Here is an 18922-nt window from a genome sequence, read left to right as displayed (position 1 = left end):
CATGCTCAACACAGTCATATCCGACGTCACCAAACGCATCATCGACCGCAGCGCGGATCTGCGCGGCCCGCATCTTGAGCGGATGGAGCAGGCCAAGTCCAAAGGCCCCGCCCGCGCGCATCTATCCTGCAGCGGTCAGGCCCATGCCTATGCCGGTGCGGGCGAAGATCAGACCTCGATGGCCACCGGCACCGCAGGCAATCTGGGCATCGTCACCGCCTATAACGACATGCTCTCGGCCCACCAGCCGTTCGAACGCTATCCCGCCCTGATCCGCGATGCGATCCGGGCCGCGGGCGGTACCGCGCAAGTTGCAGGCGGTGTGCCTGCTATGTGCGACGGCGTCACGCAAGGCGAGGCGGGGATGGAACTGTCCCTGTTCTCGCGCGATGTGATCGCGTTGGCGACCGGCGTGGCGCTCAGCCACAACACCTATGACGCGGCCGTGTTCCTCGGCGTCTGTGACAAGATCGTGCCCGGCCTGATCATCGGCGCGCAGGCCTTCGGCCATCTGCCCGCTGTCTTCCTGCCCGCCGGTCCCATGACCAGCGGCCTGCCCAACGACGAAAAAGCCAAAATCCGCCAGCAATTCGCCGCCGGCGAAGTGGGGCGCGACGCCCTGATGCAGGCCGAAATGGCCGCCTATCACGGCCCCGGCACCTGCACCTTCTACGGCACCGCCAACACCAACCAGATGCTGATGGAGTTCATGGGCCTGCACCTGCCGGGCTCCAGCTTCGTCAACCCCAACACGCCCCTGCGCGATGCCCTGACCGAGGAAGGCGCCCGCCGTGCCCTGTCCCTCAGTGCGCTGGGCAATCACTACACCCCGGTCAGCCAGATCCTTGACGAGCGTGCCTTTGTGAACGGCATCGTCGGCCTGATGGCCACGGGGGGCTCGACCAACCTGCTGATCCACCTGATCGCCATGGCGCGCGCAGGCGGTATCGTGCTGGATTGGCAGGATTTTTCCGACATCTCCGCCGTGGTCCCTCTGGTCGCGCGGGTCTATCCGAACGGTCTGGCCGATGTGAACCACTTCCACGCCGCAGGTGGCCTTGGCTTTGCCATCGGCACATTGCTGAACGAAGGCTTGCTGCACCCCGACACGCTGACCGTCGCGGGGCAGGGCCTGCACAACTACACCAAGGAACCAAAGCTGAAGGACGGCGAGTTGATGTGGGAGGACGGCGCAGGCCACAGCCTGAACGACAAGATCGTCCGCCCCGCCAACGATCCGTTCCAGCCGACCGGAGGCCTCTCGCGCCTTACCGGCAATCTGGGCACCGGTGTCATGAAGGTTTCAGCCGTCGCGCCCGAACATCAGGTGGTCGAAGCGCCAGTGCGCGTGTTCCACGACCAAAACGCCGTCAAAGACGCCTTCAAGGCCGGAGAGTTCACGGGCGACACTATCGTCGTCGTCCGTTTTCAGGGCCCCAAGGCCAACGGTATGCCCGAATTGCACTCGCTCACGCCGATGCTGTCGATCCTGCAAGGCAGGGGCCAAAAAGTGGCGCTCGTCACCGATGGCCGCATGTCCGGCGCGTCGGGCAAGGTCCCCGCCGCCATCCATGTCTGCCCCGAGGCGCTGGATCAGGGCCCAATCGCCTATCTGCAAGACGGCGACCTGCTGCGCGTCGACGCGGTGAAGGGCGAGTTGGAAATCCTCACCCCCGGCGTCCTCGACCGCGCGCCCGCCACTGCCGACCTGACCGCGAACCAGCACGGCGTCGGCCGCGACCTCTTCGGCGCGTTCCGCCAGAATGTCGGCTCCGCCGACACCGGTGCCAGCATTTTCGGAGTTTGACCCATGTCCAAAACCCAACGCACCCGCGAGATCTGCGCGCTGGCTCCCATCGTTCCGGTGCTGGTCGTCTATGACGCCACCCACGCCCGCCCGCTGGCCGAGGCTCTGGTTGCCGGGGGCCTCCCCGCTCTTGAAGTCACTCTGCGCACCCCCGCAGCCCTCGACGCTATCCGCGCCATGGCGGACGTCCCCGGCGGCGTCGTCGGCGCAGGCACGTTGATCACCCCCGAAGACGTCCGCGCCGCCAAAGCCGCAGGCGCGCAATTCGGCGTCTCGCCCGGCGCGACCGACGCGCTGATCGCCGCCTGCGAAGCCGAAAACCTGCCCCTTCTGCCCGGAGCAGCCACCGCCACCGAGGCGATGGCCCTGCTGGAAAAGGGCTATGACATGCTGAAATTCTTTCCGGCCGAGGCTTCGGGCGGTACCCCCGCCCTGAAAGCCATCGGAGCGCCCCTGCCGAAGATCACCTTCTGCCCCACAGGCGGCGTCTCGCCCGCAAATGCCCGCGATTACCTGTCGCTGTCCAATGTCATCTGCGCCGGTGGCAGCTGGGTCGCGCCAAAGCAGATGGTCCAAGATGGCGACTGGGCGGGGATCGAAACACTGGCGCGCGAGGCCGCCCACCTGACGGATTGACGCGCCGCCACCCGGCGCTAGGGTAAACCGCAAATCAAACAGGTTGCCCTCATGACAAACCAAACCTCCCTCGCGCAGGGGCGCGAGTATCTGGCCATCCCCGGCCCCTCGGTCATGCCCGACGCGGTGCTGCAGGCCATGCACCGCCCGTCGCCCAATATCTACGACGGCGAACTGGTCGAGATGATGCCCGCCCTGCTGCAGGACCTGCGCCGTGTCGCCCGCACCGACCATGACGTCGCCATCTACATCGCCAACGGCCACGGCACGTGGGAGGCGGCGCTGTCAAACGTCATCGCCCCCGGCGAAACCGTGCTGGCCCCCGCCTCGGGCCGCTTTGCCGAAGGCTGGGCCGAGATGGCCGAAGGCCTCGGCGCACAAGCGCAGGTGATCGACTTCGGCATGTCCGCGCCCTGGGACTTCAACCGCATTGCCGAGGCGCTACGTGCCGACACGGACCACAGGATCAAGGCGGTACTGGCCGTCCATGTGGACACCTCCACCTCGATCCGCAACAACATCCCCGCCCTGCGCGCCCTGCTGGATGACCTGAAGCACCCGGCGCTGCTGATGGCCGACTGCATCGCCTCGCTGGGCTGTGACCGGTTCGAGATGGACGCCTGGGGCGTCGATGTCACCGTCACCGCCTGCCAGAAAGGGCTGATGACGCCTGCTGGCATGGGTTTTGTCTATTTCAACGACAAGGCACAGGCCAAACGCGCCGCAATGCCCCGCGTCTCGCATTATTGGGACTGGCAGCCGCGCGCCAATCCCGACCTGTTCTACCAGCATTTCAACGGCACCGCGCCGACCCACCACCTCTATGGCCTACGCGCCGCGCTCGACCTGATCCACGCCGAAGGCCTCGAACAGGTCTGGGCCCGCCACACCCGCCTCGCCCATGCCATCTGGACCGCGTGCGAGGTCTGGTCCGACGGCGGAGCCCTGCAGTTCAACGTCGCCGACCCGGCCCACCGCAGTCACGCGGTCACCGCGCTGCGCCTGACTGAAGGCCGAGGCACGTCGCTGCGCAGCTACACCGAAACCCAACTCGGCCTGACCCTCGGCATCGGTCTGGGGATGCAGGATTGGGACGGTTGCTTCCGCCTCGGCCATATGGGCCACGTCAACGCCCAGATGGTGATGGCCATGCTGGGCAGCATGGAAACGGCGATGGCCGCACTCAACATCCCCCGCGGCACCGGCGCCCTCGAAGCCGCCGCCGCCACTCTGGCCAACTGATCCACTCTTCATCTGGCTAAAAATATCCTCGGGGGGGATCGCGCCAAAAGGCGCGATGGGGGGCAGACAGCCCCCCTACACGGCCCGGGCCCGCGCCAACGCCCGCGGTAAAGCGGCCTCAAACGCCGCCATCTCGGCATCGCCACCACAGCTCACCCGGATGCACCGGTTCTGCGGGGCCGCAAACGGCATCCGCACAAACACCCCCTGATCGACCAGAGCATCCAGCACAGCCTTGGCAAACACCCCATCCCGCCCACAATCAATCGCCACGAAATTCGTGGCCGAGGGCAAAGGCTCCAACCCGTTCGCCCGCGCAATCTGCCCGATCCGGTCACGAGACGCTGCGATCTTCGCCTGAATCTCTGCCAACCAACCCTGATCCTGCAACGCCGCCAACGCTCCGGCCTGTGCGGCCCGGTTCATGCCGAAATGATTGCGCACCTTGTTGAACGCGGAGATCAACCCGACCGCACCCATCGCATAACCAACCCGAGCTCCCGCCATCCCATACACCTTGGAAAAGGTCCGCATCCGGATCACGCGTGGATCATCCACCGCGACCGGCGCAGCCGTCCCCTCGGGCGCGCATTCCACATAGGCCTCATCCAGAACCAGCAGGCACCCAGCGGGCAAAGCCTCCATCGCCGCAACAATCGCAGCCCCCGAATGCCAGCTTCCCATCGGGTTGTCCGGATTGGCCAAATAAACCAGTTTGGCCTCCACCTCTGCCGCCTTGGTGAACAAGGCCACCGGGTCCTCATGATCCCCGGCATAAGGCACCTTGTGCAAAACCCCTCCAAACCCGGCGACATGATAGTTGAACGTGGGATAAGCCCCGTCCGAGGTCACGACCGCATCGCCCGGCCCAACCAGCAGCCGCACCAGATAGCCCAGCAACCCGTCAATCCCTTCGCCCACCACGATATTTTCGGGCGCGACCCCATGATGCTCGGCCAGCGCATGACGCAGGTCAAAATTCTCGGGATCGCCATACATCCAGACCTCAGCCGCCGCCCGCTGCATCGCCTCAACCGCACGGGGCGAGGGGCCAAAGACGCTTTCGTTCGCGCCCAGCCGGGCCGCAAACGGCGCGCCGCGCTGACGCTCCTGCGTTTCGGGGCCGACAAAGGGCACGGTGGCGGGCAGCGATTGCGCAAGCGGAGTGTAACGAGGGCCGGTCATGGCCGCAGATAAGCGCAACCTCCGGGGCGGGGCAAGCCTTGCCCGTGCAGCCAGCCCGCGCCGCCGGGGTCCGGGCGCATTCCGACCGCCGATCTGCCCTGACGTCGCGGTGGCGCTTGGGCCAGCGGTCTGGCAGGGTTGGCGCTACAGTGCAGTCCGGAGGTCCCCATGTCCCGCGTTTCCATCGCCTACAAAGACCACATCGCCCATGTCACCCTGACCCGCGGCGACAAGATGAACGCGCTGGATGATGCGATGATCAAGGCGATCCTGTCCGCAGGGCAAGAGGTCGCCGCCTCGGACGCCCGCGCCGTGGTGCTGTCGGGCGAGGGCAAAAGCTTCTGCGCCGGGCTCGACATGGCCAGCTTTGCCAGCATGGCCCATAAAGACCCGACCGAATGGCTGATGACCCGCAGCCACGAGGACGCCAATGAGATGCAAGAACTCGCCCTGATCTGGCGGCGCGTCCCGGTCCCGGTGATCTGCGCCATTCAGGGCGTGGCCTATGGCGGCGGGCTGCAGATCGCGCTGGGCGCCGATATCCGCATCGCCCACCCCGAGGCCAAGCTGGCGGTGATGGAGATGAAATGGGGCATCATCCCCGACATGGGCGGCATGGTACTGCTGCCGGAGCTCGTCCGCTCGGATGTGTTGCGCCTGCTGACCTACACGGCCCGTCCCATCGGCGCGCAGCAGGCCGCCGATTGGGGGCTGGTGACGAAGCTGTCCGATGACCCGCTGACCGAGGCCCTTGCACTGGCCGAGGATATCGCAGGCAAAAGCCCCTCGGCCATCCGCGCCGCCAAACGCCTGATCGACGTGGCCGAAACCCGGGGTCGGGCCGATGTGCTGCTGGCCGAGTCGTCGGAACAGGTGGACCTGATCGGCAAGCCGGACCAGATGGAGGTCGTCATGGCGCAGATGCAGGGCCGCAAGCCCGAGTTCAAATGATGCACTGCGCGATCACCCGAATAATCCTGTATACGAAACGCGTGGACGATCTGGTGTGGTTCTATGAAACACATTTCGGATTTACCGCCCAAAGAAGGGCGAGTGACCGCATTGTGGAGCTTGTCCCAGCAACAGGCGGAGCGCATCTTTTGCTGCATCCGGCGGGTAACGCCACGCGCGAAGGTCAGGTTACTGTCAAACTCGTTTTCGATGTTGCTGACGTACCGGCCTTTAGCGCCCTCGCACGCCAGAATGGATTGGAGTTTGGACCAATTCATCAAGCAGACGGGTACCAGTTTGCAAACACAAAAGACCCGTCGAAGAACTCAATTTCGGTTTCTAGTCGGGCCTTTGTGGAGCGTCCTTAACGCATGAACGCCCGCCGCGCATCGCGGGCCATGTTGTACTGCATCTCAAGGTCCGCGATCTTGGCCATCGCGGCCTTGCGGTCCTCGGCGTCGGTCAGCGTGGCATAGTCCTTGCGCGCCGCGTCCAGCTGTTTCTTGATGTCGAACTCTTCGGGCAGCACGCCCGCCTGCGCCATGATCCGGTGACCGGCGGCGATAGCGGGATCGCTTTGCGCCTCGGATGAGCGGTCGGGCAGGGGCGCGCCTTCGCCGTCAAGGCCTTCCAACTGACCTTCGGCCTGCGCCTTCTTGATCTGGCGTTCCACCAGTTTTCCCAACGATCCGAACATGGCCCCATTCTACCGCCTGTCACGGCAGGGGAAAAGCGATTAGCGCACCCTGGTCGAGACAAGATATACGATGCCGCCCGCCACCAGCCCCCAGACCGCCGCTCCCAGTCCAAAGACCGTGATGCCGGATGCGGTGACGGCCAGTGTCAGAATGGCGGCCTCCCGCTCGGCGGGCACGTCCAGCGCGGCGTGGATGGCGTTGGCCATCACGCCGATCAGCGCGACACCGGCCAAGGTTCCCATCAACAGCGGATCGGCATGGGCGGCAAAGCTGGTGATTGCCACCGCGAAGACACCGAACAGGCAGTAGAACACGCCGCCCATGATCGCCGACCAATAGCGTAGGGCCTTGTCGGGATGGCTGTCCTCGTTCGAACACATCGCGGCGGTGATGGCGGCAAGGCAGGTCGCCGGTGCGCCGAACAGGGCCGACAGCAGGCTTGCGCCGCCAACGGCCGAGAACAGAGGTCCGGGGACAGGCGCAAAGCCAAAGCTGCGCAGCACCGCGACGCCGGGGATGTTCTGCGTCGCCATGGTGACGATGAACAATGGCACACCGATGCCGATGACCGAGGCGAAGGTGAACGTGGGCATGGTCCAGACCGGCGCGGCGATCAGCCGGTCAGGCGTCACCTGCGCTCCGGCATTCAGGGTCACGACGATGGCGGCGGCGACCACAGCTGCCGGAACGGCGAACAATCGGTTGAACCGCCCCGCGATGAACCATGTCAGGATCACCGGCAACGCCTGCCACGGGATCTCGACCGCCGCCCGGAAGGGCACAAGGCACAGCGGCAACAGCACGCCTGCCAGCATCGCTTGGGCGAGTGTCGTGGGGATCGCGGCCGCCAAGTGCCCCAGCGGTTTCCACAAACCCGCCAGAACGGTCAGCGCCCCGGCGGACAGGAAGGCCCCGATGGCCGCGGAATAGCCCTCGACCGGGGCGGCGGACACCGCCAGCAGCGCCGCCCCCGGCGTGGACCATGCAACGCTGATCGGCAGCTTGTACCGCAGGCTGAGGAGGATCGCCGCCAGCCCCATGGCAATCGCCGCGCTCATCAGCCCTGATGCGGCCTGCGCGGGTGACGCGCCCATCGCGCCCAGCCCTTGCAGCACGATTGGGAAGGAACTGAAGAACCCCACGATGGCCACCACCAGCCCGGTCGAGACGGTCTGCATTGGCGGAAGCGGGGTTGCGGGCTGGGTCATATATCTGTGCTAGCAATCGTCCCGGCGTGTGAACAGGATAAAACTCTGGCGCGGCACGAAAAACCCCGCCGACAGCTTGTGCGGCAGGGTTCGGGATTTCCGTATTTGGAACGAGAAGAAGATCAGGCGATCTCTGCCAGACGGGCCAGCGCCTCGTTCAGTTTCGCCTCTTCTTCCTCGCGAGCGGCGAGGTTGGCTTTGGCTTCCTCAACCACTTCTTCCGGGGCCGAGGCCACGAATTTGGGGTTGTTCAGACGTCCGCGCAATCCGCCCAGTTCCTTGGCCAGCTTGCCCTTGGCTTTCTCCAGCCGTTCCTTTTCGGCGCCGATATCGATGATATCGGCCAGCGGCAGGCCGAAGGAGGCACCGGGGGCGGCGATCGAGATGGTGCCTTTGGGCAGTTCATCGGCCTTGGTCAGGCTGTCGATCCGCGCCAGACGCTTGATCAGTGCCTCGTTGCGATCCCATGCGGCCTGGCCGTTGGCGTCGATTTCCGTCACCAGCATCGGCACATAGAGGCCTGCCGGAACCCGCATCTGCGCCCGGGCCGAGCGGGTGTTTTCGATCACCGAGATCACCCAGTTCATCTCGCGATCGGCCTCGGCGTCAACCAGTTCGGTGCCATAGGTCGGCCAGTCGGCGTGGACAACCATCTTGGGCCGCGTGCCGGTCAGACCCCAGAGTTCTTCGGTGATGAAAGGCATGATCGGGTGCAGCAGGATCATGCACTGATCCAGAACCCAGCGCATGGTGGCGCGGGTCTCGGCCTGTGCCTCGGCATCGTCGCCTTGCAGCAGAGGCTTGGAGAGTTCCACGTACCAGTCGCAGACCTTGCCCCAGACAAAGGCGTAAAGTCCGTTCGCCGCATCGTTGAAACGATAGCTTTCCAGCGCCGCGTCAACCTCGGCCCGCACGCGGGCGGTTTCGCCGATGATCCAGCGGTTCACGGCCGCTTTGGGTTTCAGGTCGGCCACATCCAGTTGTGGAACGACATCGGTGAAGACCTCGTTCATCTCGGCAAAGCGGACGGCGTTCCACAGCTTGGTGCCAAAGTTGCGATAGCCGGTGATACGGTCGCGCGACAGTTTCAGCACGCCGCCAATCGCCGCCATCGAGGCATTGGTGAAGCGCAAGGCGTCAGCGCCGAATTCGTCCACGATCTCCAGCGGGTCGATGACGTTGCCGGTGGTCTTGGACATCTTCTTGCCCTTCTCGTCGCGGACAAGCTGGTGCAGGTAGACGGTGTGGAACGGGATTTCGTTCACCACGGCCAGTTGCATCATCATCATCCGGGCGACCCAGAAGAACAGGATATCCGCACCGGTGATCAGAACGTCGGTGGGGAAGTAGCGCTCCAGCTCCTCGGTCTGTTCGGGCCAGCCCAGTGTCCCGATGGGCCAGAGGCCGGAGGAGAACCAGGTGTCGAGGACGTCAGGGTCGCGACGCAAGCACACCTTCTCGAGGTTCACTGACTCAGTGTTGGCAACGAATTCATAGTCGCCTTCACCAAACTCAAGCTCAATGTCTTGACCGTAGTATTCACGTGCTTTGGCAAAGACCTCTTGTTCATTGGCGCCGCAGAAAGCCATTTGCTTGACCTTCGCTTTGTCAAATGGGTCGGGAAGCTCCTTCTCAGGCCCATACCAAACCGGAATCTGATGCCCCCACCACAACTGGCGCGAAATGCACCAGGGCTCGATGTTTTCCAGCCAATGGTAATAGGTCTTCTCACCCGACTCGGGGATGATCTTGACCGTGCCGTCCTTGACCGCATCCAGCGCGGGGCCAACGATCTTTTCGGCGTCCACGAACCACTGGTCGGTGAACATCGGCTCGATCACCACTTTTGAACGATCACCGAAAGGCTGCATGATCGGTTTGCTCTCGACCAACGGGACGAGTGCCGGGCTGAAGCCCGGCCTACCGTCTTCGTCCTCTGTAGGCCGGGCTTCAGCCCGGCTTTGCCCGAGACGCGGATCATCCGGGCTGCACATCACGGCGAGGCCGTCCGCGGTGATCTCTTCCACCACCTTCGCGCGCGCCTCGAACCGGTCGAGCCCGCGCAGGTGATCGGGGATCAGGTTGATCGCGTCGATCTCGTTCTCGGTGAACTCGCGCCCACGCGCATATTCCTGCGCCTTGTCGGCCTCTTCGGCATAAGGCGCGCCATCGGCCCGCATCGCGCCCTTGGTGTCCATCAGACGGTACATCGGAATGCCGCCGCGCTTGGCCACCATGTTGTCGTTGAAATCATGCGCGCCGGTGATCTTCACCGCGCCCGAGCCGAACTCGGGATCGGGATAGTCATCGGTGATGATCGGAATCTGGCGGCGATGTTCTTTCGGTCCAACCGGAATTTCGCAGAGTTTCCCGACGATTGGCGCATAGCGTTCATCCGATGGATGAACCGCAACCGCACCGTCGCCCAGCATGGTTTCGGGGCGCGTCGTGGCGATCGAGATGTAATCGCGCTCCTCGCGGAAGATAACATTCCCATCTTCATCTTTTTCTAAATACTCATATGTCTCACCGCCCGCCAAGGGGTACTTGAAATGCCACATATGGCCCGGCGTTTCGATATTCTCGACCTCAAGGTCCGAGATCGCGGTCTCGAAATGCGGGTCCCAGTTGACCAACCGCTTGCCGCGATAGATCAGACCTTTCTCGTACATATCGACGAAAACCTTGATCACCGCGTCGTGAAAATTCGCAGAATTTTCGTGCCCCGTGCGCGGATCACCCGCCGCACCGGCCATGGTGAAGGCGTTACGCGACCAGTCGCAGGACGATCCCAGACGTTTCAACTGCTCAATGATCGTGCCGCCGTATTCGCCCTTCCATTCCCAGACCTTCTCAAGGAACTTCTCGCGCCCCAACTCGCGCCGACCCGGCTGTTGGGTCAGCATCAGCATCTTTTCCACCTGCATCTGCGTGGCGATGCCTGCGTGGTCCTGACCGGGCTGCCACAGCGTGTCGAACCCGCGCATCCGGTGCCAGCGGGTCAGGATGTCTTGCAGCGTGTTGTTGAACGCATGGCCCACATGCAAAGCACCCGTCACGTTGGGCGGCGGGATCATGATGGTAAAGCTTTCCTCGCGCGAACGGTTCGCGCCTGCCTTGAAGGCTCCGGCCTCTTCCCAGGCCTTATAAATGCGGGCCTCGGCCTCGGCCGCGTTGAATGTCTTTTCCATCGCCATGGGGTGCGTCCTGCGTCATCAATCCTTGGTCAGCGATTGCAATAGCGAATGCGCGCGGCAAGGGAAAGGGCCTGCGCGTGCTCTGGACAACGAACCTGCACAGCCTACTCTCGCGATGACGCAGCCTAAAGGATCGCCCCATGGAAAAGTTCGGTAAAAGCCAGCCCGTCAAACGGACCGAGGATCAACGGTTTCTGACCGGGCAGGGCCAGTACATGGATGATGCGGTGCCCGAAGATGCTCTGTTCGCCGCCTTTTTTCGCAGCCCCGTTGCGCATGGAGAGATTGCGTCGCTGGAGCTTGACGACGCGCGCGCAGCAGAGGGCGTGCATCTGGTGATGGCGCTGGATGATCTGACCGAAGCCGGGATCGACACCGTGATGTCTGCGGCAACGGTCCCGAACCGGGACGGATCAAAAACTGCGGCACCGGACCGGCATATGCTGGCGAAAGACCGGGTGCGTTTCGTTGGCGAGCCTGTCGCGGTCGTTATCGCTGAAACATTGGCCCAGGCCCGCGATGCGGTTGAGTTGATCTGGATGGAGACCAACGATCTGCCCGCAAAGATTGATGTCGCTGCAGGCGGTGAACCCTTGCACGCCGAAGCCCCGGACAATCGCGCTTTTGACTGGGGTCTGGGCGATGAGGCCGCGACCGAGGCGGCGTTTCAGGCGGCGGCCCACACAGTCTCGCTCGATGTTCTGGACAACCGGGTGATCGTGACCTCGATTGAGCCGCGCGGCTGTCAGACACATTGGGTCGATGGGCGTTTGCATTTCGCCTATGGCGGACAGGGCGTTTGGGGCATGCGGGCGCAACTGGCGCAGAAGCTGAAGCTCAAGCCCCATACGATCCGAGTCACCACGCCCGATGTCGGGGGCGGGTTCGGGATGAAGGCGATGCCGTACCCCGAGTATTTCTCGGTCGCTGTTGCCGCAATGAAGCTGGGACGCCCGGTTCACTGGATGTCGGATCGGTCTGAGGCGATGTTGTCCGACCATCACGGGCGCGACCTGACCTCACTGGCGGAACTGGCCTTTGATGCCGATCACCGGATCACCGCCTATCGCGTGCACTCCAAGGTAAACCTTGGGGCCTATAGCAGCCATTTCGGGCAGGCGATCCAGACCAACCTGTTCAGCAAGGTGCTGATGGGGGCTTACGACGTGCAGACCACTTATTTGCGGGTCGAAGGGTTCTATACCAACACCACGCAGGTTGATGCCTATCGCGGTGCGGGGCGACCCGAGGCGATCTATGTGCTGGAACGCGTCATGGACCGCGCCGCGCGCGAATTGGGCGTCGATCCGTGGGAATTGCGGCGCAAGAGCTTCATCCGGCCCGAGAGCTTCCCCTATGTCTCGGCCACGGGCGAGACCTATGACGTTGGCGATTTCGACATGGTTCTGGCACGTGCCGGCGGCCAGACGCAGGGCTTTGCCGCCCGCAAGGCCGCTGATGCGGAACGTGGCCTGATCCGGGGACAGGGACTTTGTTACTATATCGAAAGCATTCTGGGTGACCCTTCCGAGAACGCGAAGGTGGAGTTTTGCGAGGACGGATCGGTGAACCTTTATGTTGGAACCCAGTCCAACGGGCAGGGGCACGAGACGGTTTATGCTCAGTTCCTGTCGGATCAGACGGGGATACCGATGGACCGCATCACCGTGGTGCAGGGCGACAGCGATCAGATGATGCATGGGGGCGGCACGGGCGGGTCCCGGTCGGTCACGGTGCAAAGCGCCGCGACGCTGGCCACAATTGACGTCATGATTGCCGCATTCACGCCCTATCAGGCCGATAAAATGGGGGTCGAGGAAGATGATGTGACCTTCGACCACGAAACCTTTCGCGCGCCGGGATCGAACTTGACGCCGACCCTGACCGAGGCCGCAGCGATGGCCCGCGCCGATGGGCGCACTGACCTGCTGCGGCACGAGGGTCACGCCCGGCTTGAGGCGCGCAGTTATCCCAACGGCGCGCATGTTGCCGAGGTCGTGATCGATTCTTACACCGGTGAAACGCGCGTCGACCGCTACACTGTGGTTGACGATTTCGGAAATCTTATCAACCCGATGCTGGCCGAAGGTCAGGTGCATGGCGGCGTGGTTCAGGGCATCGGTCAGGCTTTGAATGAACACGTGGTGCATGATGCGCAGGGGCAACTGCTCACGGCTTCGTTGATGGACTACGCCTTGCCCCGTGCGGCTGAGATACCCATGATTAAGTTTACCTCGGCACCGGTTCCGTCAACTGCCAACCCGATGGGGATGAAAGGCTGTGGTGAGGCTGGGACCGTAGGCGCGCTGGCCGCAGTGGCAAACGCGGTTCAGGATGCGCTCTGGGATCACGGGGTGCGGCAGGCGGATATGCCTTTCACACCTCACAAAGTATGGGAATTGCTGAACGATGGTTCTGTCGCGGCTGAGTAGAAAGGTACTGGGATGGCTCGGACGGCCCTTACGGTCCGAGCACTCGGCCGAGTCGCGCCATCGCGAACCGATCAGCCATGTCATTATTCTCGACGGTACTATGTCGACGTTGGAACCCGGCCGGGAAACCCACGCAGGCCAGACCCTGCGCCTGTGCTGCGAGATGGGCAGCAAGGTGTCGGTGTTTTACGAGGCCGGAGTGCAGTGGGAAAGCTGGAAATCCTCGCTGGACGTGATGATGGGGCGAGGGATCAACCGACAGATCCGTCGTGCATATGGCTATCTTGCCTCGCGCTACAAACCCGGCGACCGCATCTTTTTCATTGGCTATTCGCGCGGAGCCTATGGCGTGCGCAGTCTGGCGGGCGTGATCGACATGATCGGTTTGCTCAAGGCCGAACACGCGACCGAGCGTAATATCAAGCAGGCCTACCGCCATTATGAATGCAATCCCAGCGGCACGGCGGCCCGCGATTTTCGCCGCAATTTCTGCCATGAAGATGTGGCGATTGAGATGATCGGCGTTTGGGACACGGTCAAGGCGCTGGGCCTGCGGCTGCCACTGCTCTGGCGCTGGGCCGAGGACCGGCATGCCTTCCACAACCATCAGCTTGGCCCCGCCACCCGTCACGGCTATCACGCGATGGCGCTGGACGAAACTCGCGAGGTGTTCGAGCCGGTCCTGTGGAAATGTACCCCGGAATTCAAGGGCCATGTGGAACAGGTCTGGTTCCGTGGCACCCATGGCGATGTTGGAGGGCAACTGAACGGGTTTGAACAGGCCCGCCCCCTGAGCAACATCTCCCTGATCTGGATGCTGGACAAGGCCGAGATGCATGGCCTGCCGCTGCCCGAAGGCTGGCGCGACCGCTTCCCGACCTCAACCGCCGGGCCTTCGGTCGGCACATGGCGGGGCTGGGGCAAGATTTTCCTGCTGCGCAAGCACCGGAAGGTCGGGCGGGATCAGTCCGAGCGGTTGCATGTTTCAGTGTCACCGGATGAGTTGCCCCGTTGGGTGCCGATGCCGGATTTGCCGTCGCACCCGGCGCAGTAGGTCAGTCGAACTGGGCGTCGCTTTGACTGTTTGAATGGGCCTGAAGGGCCGCCGAGATGTCGGAACGTATGTTTCGTCCCAGTGAGAGTTCGGGCAGCTTGTCCGGAGCAAAGAACCCAACCGCACTGGTCTCGTTACCGGCCAAAGGTTCGGTTTCGTCAATTTCATCACATAGAAAGAAGAGTTTGTAAAAATCCCGGGTATCAGCGGGGTAAGGATGCCGCGCTTTGTGGCGCACGGCGTAAAGCTGTCTCGCACGCACCCTGAGCCCGGCTTCCTCCCAAACTTCGCGTTCAATGTTCTCAGCCGGAGAGCTGCCGATATCTGCAAAGCCACCCGGCATGGCCCACCGGCCATCGCTGCGCTCGCGGACCAGTAGTATCCGTCCGTTGCGGATCACCGCCCCCCGAAGGTCAATACTGGGCGTGGCGTAGCCCGCCGCATGTTCGGAAACCAGCCCCTCGATCCGCGTCAGCGGTACGCGGCCCAGATCGGCCAGCATGGCGCGGGCCATCTGGGCGATCTCGTCATATCGTTCGCGATCAAAAGGGTCTTTGGTGAAATGCTGGCCGGTTTCGGCCAGCGCCAGTAAGCGTTTCGCACGGGCCAGCCAGGTATCCTCCATCGCGGTTGGATCCTGGCGCACCGTCCTTACCGCCGCCGGTCGCGGCGCGAGCTCATCGGCTGGAAGGCCACGCCCACATGCGCCTCGCAATAGGGCTTGCCTGCCTCAACGGGCAGGCCGCAGAACCAGAAATCCTCGGTCGCAGGGTCGCCGACGGGCCATTTGCAGGTTTTCTCGGTCAGTTCCATCAGCGTCAGCTTCTTGGCCTTCTTCTCGACCTCATTGACCTTGGCCAGCGCCTCGGGGCTGATTTCGTTGGCCGAGGGTTGTGGCGGCAGAGGCTGACCGGCAGGAATGATCTGGCGGCGGGCCGGAATGGCAGGTTTCGCCTCAGCCGCCGGGGCGGGCGCGGGGCGCGCGGGTTCGGTCTTGGGGGCCGGTTTCGGCTTGGCCTCGGCCTTGGGTGCTGGGGCCGGTTTTTCCTTGGGTTCAGCCTTGGCCGGTGCGGCACCGGTCGCGCGGTTCGACAGGCCCAGACGGTGCACCTTGCCGATCACCGCGTTGCGGGTTACGCCGCCCAGTTCCTTGGCGATCTGGCTGGCCGACTGGCCCTCGCCCCACATCTTTTTCAGCAGCTCTACACGCTCGTCAGTCCAGGACATCATTTGCCTTTCAAAAGCGGAAAGCGGCCCCGGATTCGGGCCGCCTTGGGAATTCGTCTCAGCCTCCTATTTTAATCACTGCGCCCCGAGTTACAAGCGGCTTCGAATCAGGTATGGGGCAGATCATGCAGAATTTCACGGATCAGGATGCGCGCCGTTTCGGTGCGGTCAACTGGATGGGCCTCTACACGTTGGCGCAGCGCGAAACGCAGCGTTTCATGGCGGTCTGGACGCAAACCTTGCTGGCCCCGCTGGTGACGGCGGGCCTGTTCCTGTTGATCTTCAACATCGCCATCGGCCCCAGCCGGTCCGACGTGATGGGCGTGCCATTTCTGACCTTCCTTGCGCCGGGCATCATGATGATGACGGTGATCCAGAACGCTTTTGCCAATACGTCCTCGTCGATGGTGATCGCCAAGGTGCAAGGCAACATCGTCGATACGCTGATGCCCCCACTCTCTCCGCTTGAGATCCTGTTAGGCTATCTGGCCGGAGGAATCGCCCGCGGGGTTCTGATCGCATTTGTCGTGGCCATCGCGCTGGCACTGGTGCTGGGCATCGTGCCGCAGAACCCCATGATCGCGCTGATCTTCGTGATACTGGGCGGTGCGTTCATGGGCGCGCTGGGCCTCTTTGCCGGGATATTTGCCAACAAGTTTGACCAGATGGCTGCGATCACCAATTTCATCGTCACGCCATTGGCGTTCCTGTCGGGCACCTTCTACTCGGTGCAGGCGCTGCCGCCGGTGCTGAACCGGCTGAGCCATGGGAACCCGGTCTTCTACCTGATCGACGGGTTGCGAAACGGGATGATCGGCGTTTCCGATAGCTCTCCATGGCTGGGTATGATGATCTGTACCGGGGCAACCTTGCTGGTCGGCGCGCTGACATGGCAGATGTTGCGCACGGGCTACCGTCTCAAGGCCTGACGCTGCCGCGCCTCGCGCCAGACAAGGATTAGACCGCCGGTCAGGATGATGGCTGATCCGATCATGCTGACCCTATCCGGGATCACGTGGAACACCGAAAAATCGTAGAAGGCGGCGAAGATCAGCGTCGCGTAGCTGATCGGGGCCACAAAGGACGCATCCGCCCGCGCCATGCCATTGACGAAACAGGCCTGCGCGCAGGCCATCAGCACCCCGATCCCTGCCAGTGCCGCCCATTGCGCGGGCGTCGGCCACTGAAACACAAAACTCACCGCGACCGAGGCGATGGTCAGCCCCATCGCATTGTTGATCAGCAGAATCTGGATCGGAATCTCGCGGCCCGAGAGTTTCTTGATGAAAATCAGCTCCATCCCGATCACCGCAGCCGCTGTCAGGGCCAGCAATGCGGCGGGCTGGAAACTTGCAGGTGTCGGGCGTAGCAGCACCAGCGCCCCCGCCAGCGCCACGCCAGCCGCAAGCCAGCGCCACGGGCCAACGCCCTCTTTCAGAAGCGGGATGGCCAGCACCATGGCAAAGACCGGGTTCAGGAACGATATCGCCGTGGCATCCGCAATCGGGATAAACGCGACCGAGGCGAACATCAACGTAATCCCCAGCCAGCCAAAGCTTGTCCGCCCCACATGCAACCCCCAATGCGGGCGGCTGAGGTGCGGGCGCAGGATGCCCACGGCGCTGATGATCACCAGAAAGGCAAACAGAAACCGCCCGTGGCTGATCTGCATCGGATGCAGCGCGGGGCCGAGCGTACCGGTCCCCAGCGCCTTGGCCAGCAGCGTTGTGCCCGCGATCAGCGCGCTGGCCGCAACAATCAGCAACGCCGCAAGCGGCGGGTTATGGGCCTTGGCAACGAACATGGCCCAGCGGTGGGGCAGGGCGCGGCAAATGGCAAGCGGGAAATGCGCCCGGCCCCTGAAATTTCCCCCGGGGCCGATTTTCCGGCTTCCCAGACGGCGTCCGGCCCGCTATACGGCCCGCATGATCAAACGCGCACATATCCTCCGACGCCGACGCCTGATCGCGTAACCGGCCCCGTTTGATCCCTTTGCGCCCGACAAACCGGCGCATCTCCCGCCAAATCAGTTGACGAACCCGGCCCCGGTGTATCACTCACTTGGGCTCAAGCTACGTAAAAAGGATGATCCGATGATCCCGTCCGTTCTGCCGACCTATAACCGCGCGCCCCTGACCTTTGTGAAGGGCGAAGGCGCCTGGCTGACCGAGGCGGATGGCCGACGTTTCCTTGACCTCGGCGCGGGCATCGCGGTGAACGCGCTGGGCCACGCGCACCCGGCACTGGTCGCGGCGCTGACGGAACAGGCGCACGCGCTCTGGCATGTCTCAAACCTCTATCACATCCCGCAGCAACAGGCGTTGGCCGACAAGCTGGTGGAACACACCTTCGCCGACACGGTGTTCTTCACCAATTCCGGCACGGAATCCTGCGAGTTGGCCGTGAAAATGGCCCGCAAATACTTCTACGACAAAGGCCAGCCTGAAAGGGTCGAGATCATCACCTTCGACGGCTCCTTCCATGGCCGCTCCTCCGCAGGCATCGCCGCCGCCGGGTCCGAGAAGATGACCAAAGGCTTCGGCCCCCTGCTGCCCGGCTTCGTGCACCTGACTTTCGGAGACCTCGACGGCGTCACCAACGCCATCACCGAGAACACGGCGGCAATTCTGATCGAGCCGGTGCAAGGCGAAGGCGGCATCCGCCCCGTTCCCGACGCCGAACTAAAAGCCATGCGCCAGATCTGCGACGATAACGGCCTGCTGCTGATCCTGGACGAGGTGCAATGCGGCGTCGGCCGCACCGGCAAACTCTTCGCCCATGAATGGGCTGGCATCACACCCGACATCATGATGGTCGCCAAAGGCATCGGCGGGGGTTTCCCGCTGGGCGCGGTCCTGGCCACCGAAGAGGCCGCCAGCGGCATGACCGCAGGCACCCACGGCTCGACCTATGGCGGCAACCCGCTCGGCTGCGCCGTTGGCTGCGCGGTGATCGATCAGGTCGCCACACCCGCCTTCCTCGAAGGCGTCAACCGTAAGGCGGGCCTGTTGCGTCAGAAACTCGAAGGCCTCATCGCCGACCACCCGGATGTCTTCGACGAGGTCCGTGGTACCGGCCTCATGCTTGGCCTCAAATGCAAGCCCACGAACACAGACGTGGTCAACGCAGGCTACGACAATCAGGTCATAACGGTCCCCGCCGCCGACAACGTCATCCGCCTGCTCCCCCCGCTCACGATCACCGAGGATGACATCGCCCAAGCCCTGATCCGCCTCGACAAGGCCGCAACACAGATCGAGGCCGATCTCGAAACCGCCTGACCCT

Annotated in this window: 16 protein-coding genes; 9 read left to right on the top strand and 7 right to left on the bottom strand. The window is 63.4% G+C overall.

Features of this window, described 5'->3' with window-relative positions; genetic code table 11:
• Position 1 precedes the first annotated feature (1 nt).
• Genes edd through ACR0JN_RS06735 form a run of 3 tightly spaced genes read left to right on the top strand, consistent with a single transcriptional unit; the run spans position 2 to position 3685 of the window.
• Positions 2-1807, top strand: coding sequence for a phosphogluconate dehydratase (gene edd / locus ACR0JN_RS06745; RefSeq protein WP_480884858.1), 1806 nt, complete (start codon positions 2-4; stop codon positions 1805-1807).
• A gap of 3 nt (positions 1808-1810) precedes the next feature.
• Complete coding sequence (locus ACR0JN_RS06740; RefSeq protein ID WP_480884857.1) at positions 1811-2443, top strand: bifunctional 4-hydroxy-2-oxoglutarate aldolase/2-dehydro-3-deoxy-phosphogluconate aldolase; 633 nt, start codon at positions 1811-1813, stop codon at positions 2441-2443.
• A 51-nt stretch (positions 2444-2494) separates the two neighbouring features.
• Entirely contained in the window at positions 2495-3685 is a 1191-nt protein-coding gene (locus ACR0JN_RS06735) for a pyridoxal-phosphate-dependent aminotransferase family protein (protein ID WP_480884855.1), read from the top strand.
• Between the two features lie 75 nt (positions 3686-3760).
• Here the strand turns inward: ACR0JN_RS06735 and ACR0JN_RS06730 are convergent, their stop codons facing one another.
• The gene (locus tag ACR0JN_RS06730; RefSeq protein WP_480884854.1) at positions 3761-4870 is read right to left on the bottom strand and encodes a pyridoxal phosphate-dependent aminotransferase; all 1110 of its coding nucleotides are present in this window, start codon (positions 4868-4870) and stop codon (positions 3761-3763) included.
• A 168-nt stretch (positions 4871-5038) separates the two neighbouring features.
• Between ACR0JN_RS06730 and ACR0JN_RS06725 the strand changes: the two genes are divergently transcribed.
• Together ACR0JN_RS06725 and ACR0JN_RS06720 are read left to right on the top strand one after the other, a co-directional pair.
• A complete protein-coding gene (locus tag ACR0JN_RS06725; protein ID WP_480884852.1) occupies positions 5039-5821 on the top strand; it encodes a crotonase/enoyl-CoA hydratase family protein in 783 nt (260 codons plus the stop codon).
• Positions 5818-6189, top strand: coding sequence for a VOC family protein (locus ACR0JN_RS06720; protein WP_480884851.1), 372 nt, complete (start codon positions 5818-5820; stop codon positions 6187-6189). Before ACR0JN_RS06725 ends, ACR0JN_RS06720 begins: the two co-directional genes overlap by 4 nt.
• On the opposite strand, the gene ACR0JN_RS06715 is transcribed toward ACR0JN_RS06720, so the two are convergent.
• The 3 genes from ACR0JN_RS06715 to ACR0JN_RS06705 form a co-directional block, all read right to left on the bottom strand.
• The gene (locus tag ACR0JN_RS06715; protein ID WP_480884850.1) at positions 6186-6518 is read right to left on the bottom strand and encodes a DnaJ family domain-containing protein; all 333 of its coding nucleotides are present in this window, start codon (positions 6516-6518) and stop codon (positions 6186-6188) included. The genes ACR0JN_RS06720 and ACR0JN_RS06715 overlap by 4 nt on opposite strands.
• A gap of 39 nt (positions 6519-6557) precedes the next feature.
• A complete protein-coding gene (locus ACR0JN_RS06710; protein ID WP_480884849.1) occupies positions 6558-7727 on the bottom strand; it encodes a benzoate/H(+) symporter BenE family transporter in 1170 nt (389 codons plus the stop codon).
• Between the two features lie 122 nt (positions 7728-7849).
• On the bottom strand, positions 7850-10924 hold the full coding sequence (locus ACR0JN_RS06705) for a valine--tRNA ligase (RefSeq protein WP_480884848.1): 3075 nt from the start codon (positions 10922-10924) through the stop codon (positions 7850-7852).
• Between the two features lie 140 nt (positions 10925-11064).
• On the opposite strand from ACR0JN_RS06705, the gene ACR0JN_RS06700 reads away from it, so the two are divergent.
• Together ACR0JN_RS06700 and ACR0JN_RS06695 are read left to right on the top strand one after the other, a co-directional pair.
• Positions 11065-13356, top strand: coding sequence for a xanthine dehydrogenase family protein molybdopterin-binding subunit (locus ACR0JN_RS06700; RefSeq protein ID WP_480884847.1), 2292 nt, complete (start codon positions 11065-11067; stop codon positions 13354-13356).
• Positions 13334-14410, top strand: coding sequence for a DUF2235 domain-containing protein (locus tag ACR0JN_RS06695; protein ID WP_480884846.1), 1077 nt, complete (start codon positions 13334-13336; stop codon positions 14408-14410). The genes ACR0JN_RS06700 and ACR0JN_RS06695 overlap by 23 nt, the downstream gene beginning before the upstream one ends.
• Position 14411: 1 nt before the next feature.
• Here the strand turns inward: ACR0JN_RS06695 and ACR0JN_RS06690 are convergent, their stop codons facing one another.
• Positions 14412-15056: an NUDIX hydrolase gene (locus ACR0JN_RS06690; RefSeq protein WP_480884845.1), complete on the bottom strand. Its 645-nt coding sequence runs from the start codon at positions 15054-15056 to the stop codon at positions 14412-14414.
• Positions 15057-15061: 5 nt separating this feature from the next.
• Positions 15062-15637, bottom strand: coding sequence for a GcrA family cell cycle regulator (locus ACR0JN_RS06685; RefSeq protein ID WP_480817279.1), 576 nt, complete (start codon positions 15635-15637; stop codon positions 15062-15064).
• 125 nt (positions 15638-15762) lie between these two features.
• On the opposite strand from ACR0JN_RS06685, the gene ACR0JN_RS06680 reads away from it, so the two are divergent.
• Complete coding sequence (locus ACR0JN_RS06680; RefSeq protein ID WP_480884844.1) at positions 15763-16566, top strand: ABC transporter permease; 804 nt, start codon at positions 15763-15765, stop codon at positions 16564-16566.
• Here ACR0JN_RS06680 and ACR0JN_RS06675 read toward each other — a convergent pair.
• The gene (locus ACR0JN_RS06675; protein ID WP_480884843.1) at positions 16548-17441 is read right to left on the bottom strand and encodes a DMT family transporter; all 894 of its coding nucleotides are present in this window, start codon (positions 17439-17441) and stop codon (positions 16548-16550) included. The two genes, ACR0JN_RS06680 and ACR0JN_RS06675, sit on opposite strands and share 19 nt — an antisense overlap.
• Positions 17442-17730: 289 nt before the next feature.
• Between ACR0JN_RS06675 and ACR0JN_RS06670 the strand changes: the two genes are divergently transcribed.
• Positions 17731-18918, top strand: coding sequence for an acetylornithine transaminase (locus ACR0JN_RS06670; RefSeq protein ID WP_480884842.1), 1188 nt, complete (start codon positions 17731-17733; stop codon positions 18916-18918).
• Positions 18919-18922: the final 4 nt, after the last annotated feature.

Source organism: Ruegeria sp. G12 (genome assembly GCF_056533565.1).
The sequence above is the reverse complement of the archived record's forward strand: the minus strand, read 5'-3'. Positions and strand labels throughout refer to the sequence as shown.

Bases quoted from the DNA above. Each gene is read 5' to 3' on its own strand.
- edd (WP_480884858.1), top strand. From the start codon at position 2: ATGCTCAACACAGTCATATCCGACGTCACCAAACGCATCATCGACCGC.
- ACR0JN_RS06740 (WP_480884857.1), top strand. From the start codon at position 1,811: ATGTCCAAAACCCAACGCACCCGCGAGATCTGCGCGCTGGCTCCCATC.
- ACR0JN_RS06735 (WP_480884855.1), top strand. From the start codon at position 2,495: ATGACAAACCAAACCTCCCTCGCGCAGGGGCGCGAGTATCTGGCCATC.
- ACR0JN_RS06730 (WP_480884854.1), bottom strand. From the start codon at position 4,870: ATGACCGGCCCTCGTTACACTCCGCTTGCGCAATCGCTGCCCGCCACC.
- ACR0JN_RS06725 (WP_480884852.1), top strand. From the start codon at position 5,039: ATGTCCCGCGTTTCCATCGCCTACAAAGACCACATCGCCCATGTCACC.
- ACR0JN_RS06720 (WP_480884851.1), top strand. From the start codon at position 5,818: ATGATGCACTGCGCGATCACCCGAATAATCCTGTATACGAAACGCGTG.
- ACR0JN_RS06715 (WP_480884850.1), bottom strand. From the start codon at position 6,518: ATGTTCGGATCGTTGGGAAAACTGGTGGAACGCCAGATCAAGAAGGCG.
- ACR0JN_RS06710 (WP_480884849.1), bottom strand. From the start codon at position 7,727: ATGACCCAGCCCGCAACCCCGCTTCCGCCAATGCAGACCGTCTCGACC.
- ACR0JN_RS06705 (WP_480884848.1), bottom strand. From the start codon at position 10,924: ATGGCGATGGAAAAGACATTCAACGCGGCCGAGGCCGAGGCCCGCATT.
- ACR0JN_RS06700 (WP_480884847.1), top strand. From the start codon at position 11,065: ATGGAAAAGTTCGGTAAAAGCCAGCCCGTCAAACGGACCGAGGATCAA.
- ACR0JN_RS06695 (WP_480884846.1), top strand. From the start codon at position 13,334: ATGGTTCTGTCGCGGCTGAGTAGAAAGGTACTGGGATGGCTCGGACGG.
- ACR0JN_RS06685 (WP_480817279.1), bottom strand. From the start codon at position 15,637: ATGTCCTGGACTGACGAGCGTGTAGAGCTGCTGAAAAAGATGTGGGGC.
- ACR0JN_RS06680 (WP_480884844.1), top strand. From the start codon at position 15,763: ATGCAGAATTTCACGGATCAGGATGCGCGCCGTTTCGGTGCGGTCAAC.
- ACR0JN_RS06675 (WP_480884843.1), bottom strand. From the start codon at position 17,441: ATGTTCGTTGCCAAGGCCCATAACCCGCCGCTTGCGGCGTTGCTGATT.
- ACR0JN_RS06670 (WP_480884842.1), top strand. From the start codon at position 17,731: ATGATCCCGTCCGTTCTGCCGACCTATAACCGCGCGCCCCTGACCTTT.